Genomic DNA, 12,938 nt, shown 5'->3' with positions numbered 1-12,938 from the left:
TGTTCTCGTTGTCGGTCCAGCCCTGATTGGAGCTGGCATGTCAGCCTTCGCGGATGTAATTCCCCGCTTCGAATTCGACCGGAGGCGCGTTCACATCGAATGAGATTCCGATCGGATTGCGGCCTGCTTCCATCGCTTCGAGCTGCTCGCTCAGCATGCGCCGGATCATGAGGATGCCGCGGTCGCTCTGGCCGAAATGCTCCTCGGAATGGATGGTCTGCGGTCCCTGGCCGACCTGGGCTTCGTAATCGCCCGGAAATTGCTGGTGCTCTTCCTCGGTCATGTCCCACCAGAATTTGCCGTTGAACTTCGAACGCATGCGGCCGATGTCGCCGGCGCTCTTGACGCGACCGGCGACGTAGATGCGGAACGAGGTGTCATCGATCGGCAGCGTCCAGCCAAGCGACTCGACGCGGGCGAACTGCGCCACGCGAGGGTTCGGCACGACGCGCAAGGTGGGGAGCGCCGCCTCGGTGACGCGGTAAAACACACGGCCGTCATCCTGCTTGCGGATCGAGCGTACGGCGATGCCGCGCGGCGTTTTGTCGAACGTCACCTCCGGCATCGACGCCATCATGTTGGTGAATTGCGGACCCGAGAACGAGCCGTGCAGCACCGGCACGTGGTAGGGATCGACCACATTCTCGAAATGCTGGAGCCAGTTGCAGGGGATGATCGCGGGACCGCCGCCGCCGATCGAGGAATCGTCGGCCTCGACGAACTCGCCGTCGTCCATGGTCTCCAGGCATTCATAGGCCGGTAGCACCGGACGTTTCTCGGCCGGGCCCATATAGGCGAAGATCAGTCCGTAGCGTTCCTCGACCGGATACCAGGGCTGGCGCACCTTGTCCTTGAACTGGCCGCCGTCGGGCTCGCAGGGCTGCTCCAGGCAATGACCCTCGGTGTCGAACTTCCAGCCGTGATAGCAGCAGCGGATGCCGTCCTCCTCGACCTTGCCATAATAGAGCGTGGTGCCGCGGTGGCAGCAGCGAGCGTGCAGCAAACCGGCGCGGCCGTGCTTGTCGCGGAACAGCACCAGATCCTCGCCGAGCGTGCGGACTTTCTTCGGCGTGTCGGTGGCGTCACTGATGAGGCCAACCGGATGCCAGTAGCGGCGGAGCAGTTCGCCCATCGGCGTGCCGCGCACGACCGAGGTGAGCTCGGTGCGGGTGTGCGCCGGCTTCATCGCATAGGCCGTGCCGAGATCGCGATCCCGCTGGGTGATGCTCATACCGGTCCTCCCGCAGTTGGCCGTACCGGCCGGGCCATTTTTGATGCCTTGTGCCAAGTGAAGATTAGATAGATGATAATGTCAACGATTTCTAAATGCCTCTTAGTCGCATTCGGATCAGGCTGGGGAGGTCGCGCTACCAAGACTTGGCACGCCGCGGCTTTCTTGGCAGAGGTGGACCATGAGCCAGACATCAAGCAGGGCCGGGCGCACATCGTCCGATGCGGACGAAAGTCAGTCGCCGGCGCCGATCACCGTCATGCTATCGTCGCGGCTGATGGTGCTGGCCAATCTGCTCAAGCGCGGTGCCATCCTGCGCTACAAGCGCCTCGCCGGATTGTCATCGGTCGAGTTCGGCCTGGTCGCCTCGCTCGGCCGGCGGCCGCCGATGAGCGTGGCGCGGCTTGCGGAAGCCGTCGGCCAGGACAAGGGGCAGATCAGCCGCGCGCTTGCGGAACTCGTGTCGCGCAAGCTGATCGCGAAATCGGCCAACCCGAAAGACAGCCGCGAGGTGCTGGTCTCGCTGACCGCAACGGGCCTTGCGGCACATGATGCGATCGTCGCCGGTGCGCAGGAGCGCAATCGGCGTTTGCGCGAACATCTGAGCGAAGCCGAGTTCGCGACCTTGCTGCAGCAGGTCGATCAGCTGACGGCGATCGCCGCCGAGATGCTCGAGAGCGAGAAGATTTCGCGCTGACGTTTCGGCGATCCCGGAACATGTTGGATCGCTTCCAAGACCCTTTCCAAGACTCTTTCTAAGACTCCTTCTAAGAGGCTTTCAATTAGGGAATTCGCGCGCGCTCCCCTAAGCGTCACCGCAAGCGCATGCCGTCATGGGCCGACAGCATGTGCAATCAAAACACGCAGTTTTGGGGTTGCGCGTGAACAGTCTTGGAATGCTGCGGTCGGCCGTATTGGCGACCGCATCCGCCTGGGTTTTGCTGCCGCAGGCATCGCTTGCACAATCTCCTGCGCAGAGTGGCGCGCAGAACATTCCGTCGGTGACCGTCACCGCGCCGGAAGCGCGCCGCCGGGCGGCGCCCTCCGTCCAGCGCCGCGCGCCGCGATCATCCGAGCAGACCGCCAGCCGGAGCAGGCCGCCGCCGCGCAATGTCGGTTTCGTCGAGACGCCACGCGGGCCGGTGCACGGCTACGTCGCCGGCCGCAGCTCGTCCGGCACCAAGACCAACACGCCGATCATGGAGACGCCGCAGGCGGTGTCGGTGATTGGCGCGGAGCAGATCCGCGACCAGAAGGCGAACAAGCTCGACGAGGTCCTGCGCTATGCCGCCGGCGTCCGCGCCGGGACCTTCGGCGCGGACACGCGCAACGACTGGTGGCTGATCCGCGGCTTCAAGTCCGACGATGTCGGACTGTTCCTCGACGGCATGCAGCTGTTCTACACGTCCTATGCGAGCTGGAAGCTTCAGACGCCCAACATGGAGCGCGTCGAGGTGCTGCGCGGTCCGTCGGCCGTGCTCTATGGCGGATCGAGCCCGAGCGGCATCGTCAACGTCATCAGCAAGATGCCGCCCGCGGAGCCCGTCCGTTTCATCGAGACCGGCGTCAACAATTTCGGCAATGCCTATGTCGGCTTCGATGTCGGCGGTCCGGTCGCGACGAGCCCTGAGAACGGCAAGCTGTTCTACCGCGTCGTCGGCCAGGTCCAGAACGGCCCCACGCAGGTCAATTTCACGCCGGATAACAACTACTTCATCGCGCCCTCGGTGACCTGGAAGCCGGACGCCGACACGACGTTCACGGTGCTGGCTTCAGCTTCCCGGCAGGAAACCCGAGGCATCAACTTCCTGCCCTATGAGGGCACGGTGACCAACGCTCGGTTCGGCAAGATCCCGACCAGCTTTTTCGCCGGGGATCCCAGCGTCGACAAGTTCACGCGCGAGCAGGAGATGCTCGGCTATCAGGTCGAGCGCAATCTCACCGACGATCTGACATTCCGGCAAAATGCGCGCTTTGCCCATGTCGACGTGACCTATCGCGGCTACGTCGGCAACAATTGGGCTGACATCAACACGGCTAGTCTTGGTCGCTACAATTGGTATGCGAAGAACACCGCCAACCAAGCCAATCTCGACAACCAGCTGGAGTACCGCTTCAACACCGGCGCGGTGCGGCACACCATGCTGTTCGGGGTCGATTTGAAGGGCTACCAGATCGACGACTATCAGGCTTTCAACTTCGGCACCGTTCCTTCGATCAACGTCTTCAATCCCGCCTATGGATTTGACATTCCGTTGACGGGCGCACCGTTCCGCAACTTCCAGATTACGCAGAAGCAGGCCGGCACCTATCTTCAGGATCAGATGAAGCTCGGCAACTTCACGCTGGTGCTGAGCGGCCGCAACGATTGGGTCGAGACGACGCAGGCTGGCCGTGATACCAGCGCCACGCTCGCCAGCCGCGACGACAGCAGGTTCAGCGGGCGCGCCGGGCTGATCTACAATTTCGACAACGGCATCGCGCCCTATGTGTCGTACGCCACAAGCTACAATCCAATTATCGGCCTCAACGCGCAAAACCAGCTGTTCCTGCCGGAGACCGGCCAGCAGGCGGAAATCGGCGTCAAGGTCGCGCCGCGGGGATTTGACGGCTACTTCACCGCTTCGGTGTTCGACTTGAAACGTCAGCATGTGGCAACGACCGACCCTGTCGTCACGACCTTGCAGAACCAGACCGGGGAGGTGACCTCGCGCGGCATCGAGCTCGAAGCGGTGGCGAACGCCACGCGCGAGCTGAAGCTGATCGGCTCGTTCACGGCCTACCATTTGTTCAACAGCAGGGATCTGGACCCGGCGTTGGTCGGCAAGACCCCGACCAACACGCCTGAGCTTCTGGTGTCCGGCTGGGCGGACTACACCTTCAAGGACGGGCCGCTGGCGGGCTTCGGCTTCGGCGGCGGCATCCGCTATATCGGTTCGTCGTGGGCGGATGCGGCCAATACCCTTGAGGTTCCCGCGGTCGTGCTGGGCGATCTCGCGCTCCACCATGAATGGCAGAACTGGCGCACCGCGCTGAACGTGGTCAATTTGACCGACAAGATCTACGTCGCCAGCTGCGCGGCGGCGTCCTCCTGCTTCTACGGCGACCGCCGGCGCGTCACCGCCAGCGTTTCCTACAAATGGTGAGGACAGGCCAAATGGTGGGGAAAGGCGAAAGGCGATCGTGAGAGCCTGACCGGCTCGTCACCCGGCTTCCACCACGAGATCGATGAGCTCGCGGGCCATGCCCCCCGGCCCGAAGCTCATGCGAGCGCGGCGCGCGACGACCCAGCCACGTTGCCGCCGCGCTCGCCACCCATTTTTCGCTGCGGCGAAGCGGGCGCCTCCTGCCCGACGCATTCGCCAGACGAGCCCGGGTCCGATCGTGATGCATGGCTCCCGGGTCGCTCGCCCGATAATGGGCGCGCTTGGCCTCGTTGTAATCTGGACTTTGCAGCGTCGCGGCCTAGATAGAGTGAGCCTTCCCAACCACGGACGTCACGGCCCAGCGCGTGTGGACTGATCGGGGCGCCCTTGCTGGGGCGGTCGATCTGCTCCATACCAGCCGCGGGGTGATTCCGGGATTTCCACCGTTCTGAGGGCGACAAAGGGCCTAAAAAGAGCGTGTCTTGCGCCCATTGGTGCACTGCGCTAAGGCTCAGAACAATTCCAAACTGGACGAATCCGTGGCTGTCCCGAGGCTGCGGGAAAAAGGGCTCGTCAATGAGCGGCATTCTGCAGAACTATCTTCCACTCGTCGTCTTCATAGGGGTAGCGGGCCTCATTGGCCTGGTGCTGCTGATCGCGCCGTTCATCGTGGCGTTCCAGCAGCCTGACCCGGAAAAGCTGTCGGCGTATGAGTGCGGTTTCAACGCCTTCGACGACGCCCGCATGAAGTTCGACGTCCGCTTCTATCTCGTCGCCATCCTCTTCATCATCTTCGACCTCGAGGTGGCGTTCCTGTTTCCCTGGGCTGTGGCGTTCGGCAAGCTTGGCGCGACCGGCTTCTGGTCCATGGTGGTGTTCCTTGGCGTGCTGACGGTCGGGTTCGCCTATGAATGGAAGAAAGGCGCACTGGAATGGGATTGAACCCTGTGTCGTCCGCCGGTCCGGTTCTCGCGCCGGCCCCCAAGGGCATCCTTGACCCGTCGACCGGCAAGCCGGTCGGGGCCAATGATCCGTTCTTCCTCGAGGTCAATTCGGAACTGTCCGACAAGGGCTTCTTCGTGGCCGCGACCGACGACCTCATCACCTGGGCGCGTACCGGCTCGCTGATGTGGATGACCTTCGGTCTCGCCTGCTGCGCGGTCGAGATGATGCAGGTGTCGATGCCGCGCTACGACGTCGAGCGCTTCGGCTTCGCGCCGCGCGCCTCGCCGCGTCAGTCGGACGTGATGATCGTCGCGGGGACCCTGACCAACAAGATGGCGCCGGCGCTGCGCAAGGTCTACGACCAGATGCCCGAGCCGCGTTACGTCATCTCGATGGGCTCCTGCGCCAACGGCGGCGGCTACTATCACTATTCCTACTCGGTCGTGCGCGGTTGCGATCGTATCGTGCCGATCGACATCTACGTGCCGGGCTGCCCGCCCACGGCGGAAGCGCTGCTCTACGGCGTGCTGCTGCTGCAGAAGAAGATCCGCCGCACCGGCACCATCGAACGCTAAGGTTTTACGTCATGGACGACGCCAAGCTCGACGCCCTGGGGCAGACGATCGTTAGCGCGCTTCCGGGCGCCGCCATCGGTCATTCGGTGGCCTTCAACCAGCTCACGGTCGATGTCGAGGTCAGCAAGATCGTCGAGGTGGTCAAGTACCTCCGCGACGACCCGAACTGCCGCTTCATCAATTTCACCGACATCACGGCGGCGGACTATCCCTCGCGCGAGAAGCGCTTCGACGTGATCTATCACTTCCTGTCACCGACCCTGAACGCGCGGGTCCGGCTCAAGGCCCAGGCCGACGAGACCACGCAGGTGCCGTCGCTGATCGAGGTGTTTCCCGGCGCCGACTGGTTCGAGCGCGAGGCCTACGACCTCTACGGCGTGATCTTCGTCGGTCATCCCGACATGCGCCGCCTCCTGACCGATTACGGCTTCGAGGGTCATCCGCTGCGCAAGGATTTCCCGACCACCGGCTTCCTCGAGGTCCGCTACGACGACCAGGAGAAGCGGGTGGTGTACGAGCCGGTCAGGCTCAACCAGGAATTCCGCAAGTTCGACTTTTTGTCCCCGTGGGAGGGCGCCGACTATCCGGTCCTTCCGGGCGATGAAAAAGCGGGGCCGAAGGTCTGATCATGAACGAGCAACCCGAACAGCTTCGCAACTTTACGATCAACTTCGGACCGCAGCATCCAGCTGCGCACGGTGTTCTTCGTCTTGTGCTTGAATTGGATGGTGAGGTCGTCGCCCGCGTCGACCCGCATATCGGCCTGCTTCACCGCGGCACCGAAAAGCTGATCGAGCAGAAGACCTATCTGCAGGCGATCCCTTATTTCGACCGCCTCGACTACGTCGCGCCGATGAACCAGGAGCACGCCTTCTGCATGGCTGCAGAAAAGCTGCTCGGCATCGAGGTGCCGCGCCGCGCGCAGCTGATCCGCGTGCTCTATTGCGAGATCGGCCGGATCCTGTCGCACCTGCTCAACGTCACCACGCAGGCGATGGACGTCGGCGCGCTGACCCCGCCGCTGTGGGGTTTCGAAGAGCGCGAAAAGTTGATGGTATTCTACGAGCGCGCCTCAGGCAGCCGCATGCACGCAGCCTATTTCCGCGTCGGCGGCGTGCATCAGGACCTGCCGCAGAAGCTGGTCGACGACATCGACGCCTGGTGTGATCCGTTCCTGAAAGTGGTCGAAGATCTCGACCGGCTGCTCACCGCCAACCGCATCTTCAAGCAGCGCAACGTCGACATCGGCGTCGTCTCGCTGAAGGAAGCCTGGGAGTGGGGCTTCTCCGGCGTGATGGTGCGCGGTTCGGGCGCGGCCTGGGATCTGCGCAAGTCGCAGCCCTATGAATGCTACGCCGAGATGGATTTCGACATCCCGATCGGCAAGAACGGCGACTGCTACGACCGCTATCTGATCCGCATGGAAGAGATGCGCCAGTCCGTGCGCATCATGAAGCAGTGCATCCAGAAGCTGAACGCAGCCGACGGGAAGGGCCCCGTCGTCGTCGAGGACAACAAGGTCGCACCGCCGCGCCGTGGCGAGATGAAGCGCTCGATGGAAGCGCTGATCCACCACTTCAAGCTCTACACCGAAGGCGTCCACGTGCCGGCCGGCGAGGTCTATGCCGCGGTCGAGGCGCCCAAGGGCGAGTTCGGCGTCTTTCTGATCTCGGACGGCACCAACAAGCCCTACAAGTGCAAGATCCGCGCGCCGGGCTTTGCGCATCTGCAGGCCATGGACCACATCTGCCGCGGTCATCTGCTCGCCGACGTCTCGGCGATCCTCGGCTCGCTCGACATCGTGTTCGGAGAGGTCGATCGGTGATGGCGCAGGCGCCGATCCAGTTTGACCGCGCCTCGGGGGCCCTTGAAGGGGCCAACCTGTGGGAGCGGACGGCTGCCTTGGCGCTGGTGACGGGATCGAAGATCTCGTCGCACTTCTCGCATATGGGCTACATCGCCTGCGCCAATCTGCTGCGGAAGACGCTGCCCGAGCGCAACATCGCGATCAAGCTCAACCCCGACGCCGTGTTCGAATTTCCCTACGGCGACGGCTATTGGAGCAAGCTGCTCAACCGCTCCTACAATTACGAGGACGAGCTGGAGCTGTTGTTCGCCGACTCCATCGACGTCGACTACACGCTGCTCGATTGCGGCGCGAATTACGGCTATTGGTCGGTGCTGGTGTCAAGCAAGCCGTTCGGTTCGCACAAGGCGATCGCGATCGAGCCGTCGGGGCAGAACTATCCGAAGCTCGCCAACAACGTCCGCATCAATGGCAGCCGCTTCGAGACCATGAAATGCGCGATCGGCGCGGCCCGTGGCACCGCGCGTCTGTCAGGCACCAAGCACGAGGCCTTCAGCATTGCCGGCGATGCGTCGGCGGTCGGCGAGGACGTGCCGGTCATCGCGCTCGACAATCTGATCGACGACGGCAAGGTCGCTAGCACCGGCAAGTACCTGATCAAGCTCGACGTCGAGGGCGTCGAGATCGAGGCGATCAAGGGCGGCGCCCGGCTGCTCCAGGCCGACAGCGTCGTCATGTGCGAGGAGCACGGCAGCGACCGCTCGCACGCAGTATCGCGCTACATCCTCGAACACACCCCGCTGAAGCTGATCGTCTACGATCCCAGCACAAGGCGTATGGAGACGGTGACCGAGCTGTCGATCCTCGACCGCATCAAGGTCTCCACCCATGTCGGCTACAATGTTTTCGGCACCGCAAGCGCATTCTGGCAGGACAGGATCAATGCCCTGAATGCGAAAACCGCGCGCCGCATGCAATGAGAGATTGAAGAGATGTCCGTTCGCCGATTAGCACCGAAGGAAGTCCAGCCCGCGAGCTTTGCGTTCACGGAGGAGAACCTCGCGTTCGCCAAGCAGCAGATCGCGAAATATCCGGCCGGGCGCCAGGCTTCGGCCGTCATCGCCATCCTCTGGCGCGTTCAGGAACAGCACGAAGGCTGGGTCTCGGAGGCCGCGATCCGCGCTGTCGCCGACATGCTCGATATGCCCTATATCCGCGTGCTCGAGGTCGCGACCTTCTACACGATGTTCCAGCTGGCCCCGGTCGGTAAGAAGGCCCACATCCAGGTCTGCGGCACCACGCCGTGCCGCCTGCGCGGCGCCGAGGATCTGATCCACGTCTGCGAGCACCGCATCCATCACGAGCCCTTCCATCTCTCCAAGGACGGCAATTTCAGCTGGGAGGAGGTGGAGTGCCTCGGTGCCTGCGTGAATGCGCCGATGGTGCTGATCGGCAAGGACACCTATGAGGATCTGACCAAGGAAAGCTTCGGCAAGGTGCTTGACGGCTTTGCTTCGGGCAATCCGCCCAAGCCCGGTCCGCAGAACGGCCGCCAGTTCTCGGCGCCGACCGGTGGGCCGACCACGCTGAAGGAGATCACCTGATGCGTGATCTCTCGGCGCCGCGAGTTGAAGGGAGCAGTGTTGTGAAGAAGTGGGGCTTCGTCGCAATGCATTCCGCCGTGGCGGCCACATTCATTTTCCTGCTTCAGCGCTTCGCCCTCAGCGCGTCGCTGGAATCCAGCCTGCTCTGGGCGCTGACCTTTGCCGTCTGCGCCGCCGGGCTTGCCTACAAGCAAGCCAACCGTTGATCGGAAAGCACTGACATGCTCGAGGACAAGGACCGCATCTTCAAGAACCTTTACGGCCTCCACGATTGGGGGCTCGAGGGCGCGCGGCGCCGCGGCGCCTGGGATGGAACGAAGAACATCATCGACAAGGGCCGTGACTGGATCATCAACGAGATGAAGGCCTCTGGCCTGCGCGGCCGCGGTGGCGCCGGCTTCCCGACCGGCCTGAAATGGTCGTTCATGCCGAAGGAATCGACCGACGGCCGGCCGAGCTATCTCGTCGTCAACGCCGACGAGTCCGAGCCCGGGACCTGCAAGGATCGCGAGATCATGCGGCACGATCCGCATCTCCTGATCGAGGGCTGCCTGATCGCGAGCTGTGCGATGAATGCGCATGCCTGCTACATCTATGTCCGCGGCGAGTTCATCCGCGAGCGCGAGCATCTCCAGGCGGCGATCGACCAGGCCTATGAGGCCAAGCTGGTCGGCAAGGACAATATCAACGGCTGGCCGTTCGACATCTATGTCGCCCACGGCGCCGGCGCCTACATCTGCGGCGAGGAAACTGCGCTGCTCGAGAGCCTCGAAGGCAAGAAGGGCCAGCCGCGGCTGAAGCCGCCGTTCCCGGCGAATGTCGGCCTGTACGGCTGCCCGACCACCGTCAACAATGTCGAGTCGATCGCGGTTGCGCCGGACATTCTGCGCCGGGGCGCGGCGTGGTTCGCCGGCATCGGCCGTCCGAACAATGTCGGCACCAAGCTGTTCTGCATTTCCGGCCACGTCGAGCGGCCCTGCAACGTCGAAGAGGCCATGGGCATTCCGTTCCGTGAGCTGATCGAGAAGCATTGCGGCGGCGTCCGCGGCGGCTGGGACAACCTCAAGGCCGTGATCCCCGGCGGCTCCTCGGTGCGCATGGTGCCGGCCGAGCAGATCATCGACACGCCGATGGATTTCGACTCGTTGAGCAAGCTGCGCTCGGGCCTCGGCACCGCGGCCGTGATCGTGATGGACAAGTCGACCGATTTGATCCGCGCCATCGCCCGCATCTCCTATTTCTACAAGCACGAGAGCTGCGGCCAGTGCACGCCATGCCGCGAGGGCACCGGCTGGATGTGGCGCGTCTTGACCCGCATGGCCGACGGTCGCGCCCACAAGCGCGAGATCGACATGCTGCTGGAAGTCACCAAGCAGGTCGAAGGCCACACCATCTGCGCGCTCGGCGACGCCGCGGCATGGCCGATCCAGGGCCTGATCGCGCATTTCCGTCATGAGATCGAAGCGCGCATCGACCAATATTCGCACAAGGCCGACATCGACGATGCCGGCGTCCGCGATCCCGTGAACATGGTCGCGGCGGAGTAGAGACAATGACCAAGCTCATCATCGACGGTAAAGAGATCGATGTCCCCGCCGAATACACGCTGCTTCAGGCGTGCGAGGCGGCCGGCGCCGAGATTCCGCGCTTCTGCTATCACGAGCGGCTGTCGATCGCCGGCAATTGCCGGATGTGCCTCGTCGAGGTGAAGGGCGGTCCGAAGCCGGTCGCGAGCTGCGCCTGGGGCGTGCGCGATTGCCGTCCGGGTCCCAAGGGCGAGCCGCCGGAAATCTCCACCCGTTCGCCGATGGTGAAGAAGGCGCGCGAAGGCGTGATGGAATTCCTTCTCATCAACCATCCGCTGGATTGCCCGATCTGCGACCAGGGCGGCGAGTGCGACCTCCAGGACCAGGCGATGGGCTATGGTGTCGACACCAGCCGCTTCGCCGAGAACAAGCGCGCCGTCGAGGACAAATATCTCGGCGCGCTGGTCAAGACCTCGATGAACCGCTGCATCCAGTGCACCCGCTGCGTCCGCTTCTCGGCGGAAGTGGCCGGCGCCCCCGAAATGGGCGCGACCGGCCGCGGCGAGGACATGGAGATCACGACCTATCTCGAGCACGCGCTGACGTCTGAGCTCCAGGGCAATCTCGTCGACATCTGCCCGGTCGGTGCGCTGACCTCGAAGCCCTATGCTTTCGCCGCGCGTCCGTGGGAGCTCGGCAAGACCCAATCGATCGACGTGATGGACGGCGTGGGCTCTGCGATCCGCGTCGACACCCGCGGCCGCGAAGTGATGCGTATCCTGCCGCGCATCAACGAGGCCGTGAACGAGGAGTGGATCTCCGACAAGACCCGCCACGTCGTCGACGGCCTGCGCACGCAGCGCCTCGACCGGCCCTATATCCGCGAAGCCGGCAAGCTGCGCGCGGCGAGCTGGCCTGAGGCCTTTGCCGCGATCGCCGCGAAGGCGGCCCGCACCGACGGCAAGCGGATCGGCGCGATCGCGGGCGACCTCGCCGGCGTCGAAGAGATGTTCGCGCTGAAGGATTTGCTGGCCAAATACGGCTCGGGCAATCTGGCGGTGCAGGGTGGCGATGCCTTCGATCCCGCGCTCGGCCGCGGCTCCTACATTTTCAATCCGACGCTCGCCGGCGTCGAGCAGGCCGATGCGCTGCTCATCATCGGCGCCAATCCGCGGAAAGAGGCGGCCGTGTTCAACGCCCGCATCCGCAAGCGCTGGCGCGCCGGCGGCTTCAAGGTCGGCGTGATCGGCGCCAAGACCGACCTGACCTACGATTATGACCATCTCGGCGCAGGCACCGACACGCTCGGTGAACTCGCGGCCGGCAAGCACTCCTTCATGGACGTGCTGAAGAACGCCAAGAACCCGATCATCCTGGTTGGTGCCGGCGCCGCCTCGCGCCACGACGGCGCCGCCATTCTCGCAGCCGCGGCCAAGCTCGCGCTCGACGTCGGCGCGCTCAAGGACGGCTGGATCGGCTTTGGCGTGCTGCATGAGAGTGCCTCGCGCGTCGGTGCGCTCGACATCGGCTTTGTCGCCGGTCAGGGCGGGCTGAACGCGGCGCAGATGACGACGTTCGGGACGCTCGATCTGCTGTTCCTGCTCGGCGCCGACGAGATCAAGCCGTCGGACGGCACCTTCGTCGTCTATATCGGCACCCACGGCGACCGCGGCGCCCATCGCGCCGACGTGATCCTGCCGGCAGCCGCCTATACCGAGAAGTCGGCGATCTACGTCAACACCGAAGGCCGCGTGCAGATGACCGGACGGGCCGCATTCCCGCCGGGCGAGGCTCGCGAGGACTGGGCGATTGTCCGCGCGCTGTCGGAGGCGCTCGGCAAGAAGCTTGGCTATGATTCGCTTTCGGCCCTGCGCCAGGCGATCTTCAAGGCCGTGCCGCATCTGATCCGTCTCGATCAGATCGAGGCCGGCTCGGCCGATCAGATCAAGAAGCTCGCGGGGAAGGGCGGCACAACGGAGAAGGCTCCGTTCAAGCCGCTTGTCGAGGACTTCTATTTGACCAACCCAATCGCGCGTGCGTCCGCCGTGATGGCGGAGTGTTCGCGGCTTGCCTCCGGGCAGATGCTGACCGCAGCGGAGTGAGC

At 63.9% G+C, this 12,938-nt stretch carries 12 protein-coding genes; 11 read left to right on the top strand and 1 reads right to left on the bottom strand.

Annotated elements, in window-relative coordinates; genetic code table 11:
- Positions 1–40 precede the first annotated feature (40 nt).
- Positions 41–1,231, bottom strand: a complete 1,191-nt coding sequence (locus FXB41_RS14470; protein ID WP_007603530.1) for an aromatic ring-hydroxylating dioxygenase subunit alpha — start codon at positions 1,229–1,231, stop codon at positions 41–43.
- 181 nt (positions 1,232–1,412) lie between these two features.
- On the opposite strand from FXB41_RS14470, the gene FXB41_RS14465 reads away from it, so the two are divergent.
- The 11 genes from FXB41_RS14465 to nuoG all read left to right on the top strand — a co-directional run bounded on the left by FXB41_RS14465 (position 1,413) and on the right by nuoG (position 12,936).
- Positions 1,413–1,928, top strand: coding sequence for a MarR family winged helix-turn-helix transcriptional regulator (locus FXB41_RS14465; protein ID WP_007603531.1), 516 nt, complete (start codon positions 1,413–1,415; stop codon positions 1,926–1,928).
- A 199-nt stretch (positions 1,929–2,127) separates the two neighbouring features.
- Positions 2,128–4,377 (top strand): TonB-dependent siderophore receptor, encoded by a 2,250-nt coding sequence (locus FXB41_RS14460; protein WP_219682259.1) that lies wholly within the window; start codon positions 2,128–2,130, stop codon positions 4,375–4,377.
- A 576-nt stretch (positions 4,378–4,953) separates the two neighbouring features.
- Positions 4,954–5,319, top strand: a complete 366-nt coding sequence (locus tag FXB41_RS14455) for an NADH-quinone oxidoreductase subunit A (RefSeq protein ID WP_007603535.1) — start codon at positions 4,954–4,956, stop codon at positions 5,317–5,319.
- On the top strand, positions 5,310–5,897 hold the full coding sequence (locus tag FXB41_RS14450) for a NuoB/complex I 20 kDa subunit family protein (protein ID WP_007603537.1): 588 nt from the start codon (positions 5,310–5,312) through the stop codon (positions 5,895–5,897). Before FXB41_RS14455 ends, FXB41_RS14450 begins: the two co-directional genes overlap by 10 nt.
- Positions 5,898–5,908: 11 nt before the next feature.
- Entirely contained in the window at positions 5,909–6,523 is a 615-nt protein-coding gene (locus tag FXB41_RS14445) for an NADH-quinone oxidoreductase subunit C (protein ID WP_007603539.1), read from the top strand.
- Between the two features lie 2 nt (positions 6,524–6,525).
- Positions 6,526–7,722, top strand: coding sequence for an NADH-quinone oxidoreductase subunit D (locus FXB41_RS14440; protein ID WP_007603549.1), 1,197 nt, complete (start codon positions 6,526–6,528; stop codon positions 7,720–7,722).
- Positions 7,722–8,684 (top strand): FkbM family methyltransferase, encoded by a 963-nt coding sequence (locus tag FXB41_RS14435; RefSeq protein WP_219682258.1) that lies wholly within the window; start codon positions 7,722–7,724, stop codon positions 8,682–8,684. The genes FXB41_RS14440 and FXB41_RS14435 overlap by 1 nt, the downstream gene beginning before the upstream one ends.
- A 12-nt stretch (positions 8,685–8,696) precedes the next feature.
- Positions 8,697–9,308, top strand: coding sequence for an NADH-quinone oxidoreductase subunit NuoE (nuoE, locus tag FXB41_RS14430; protein ID WP_219682217.1), 612 nt, complete (start codon positions 8,697–8,699; stop codon positions 9,306–9,308).
- Complete coding sequence (locus FXB41_RS14425; RefSeq protein ID WP_007603552.1) at positions 9,308–9,514, top strand: hypothetical protein; 207 nt, start codon at positions 9,308–9,310, stop codon at positions 9,512–9,514. The genes nuoE and FXB41_RS14425 overlap by 1 nt, the downstream gene beginning before the upstream one ends.
- Positions 9,515–9,529: 15 nt before the next feature.
- A complete protein-coding gene (gene nuoF, locus FXB41_RS14420; protein ID WP_219682216.1) occupies positions 9,530–10,855 on the top strand; it encodes an NADH-quinone oxidoreductase subunit NuoF in 1,326 nt (441 codons plus the stop codon).
- 5 nt (positions 10,856–10,860) lie between these two features.
- Positions 10,861–12,936, top strand: a complete 2,076-nt coding sequence (gene nuoG, locus FXB41_RS14415; protein ID WP_219682215.1) for an NADH-quinone oxidoreductase subunit NuoG — start codon at positions 10,861–10,863, stop codon at positions 12,934–12,936.
- The last annotated feature ends 2 nt before the right edge of the window (positions 12,937–12,938 follow it).

It is taken from the genome of Bradyrhizobium canariense (genome assembly GCF_019402665.1).
Lineage (GTDB): Bacteria > Pseudomonadota > Alphaproteobacteria > Rhizobiales > Xanthobacteraceae > Bradyrhizobium > Bradyrhizobium canariense.
This window is presented reverse-complemented; position numbering and strand designations above follow the sequence as displayed.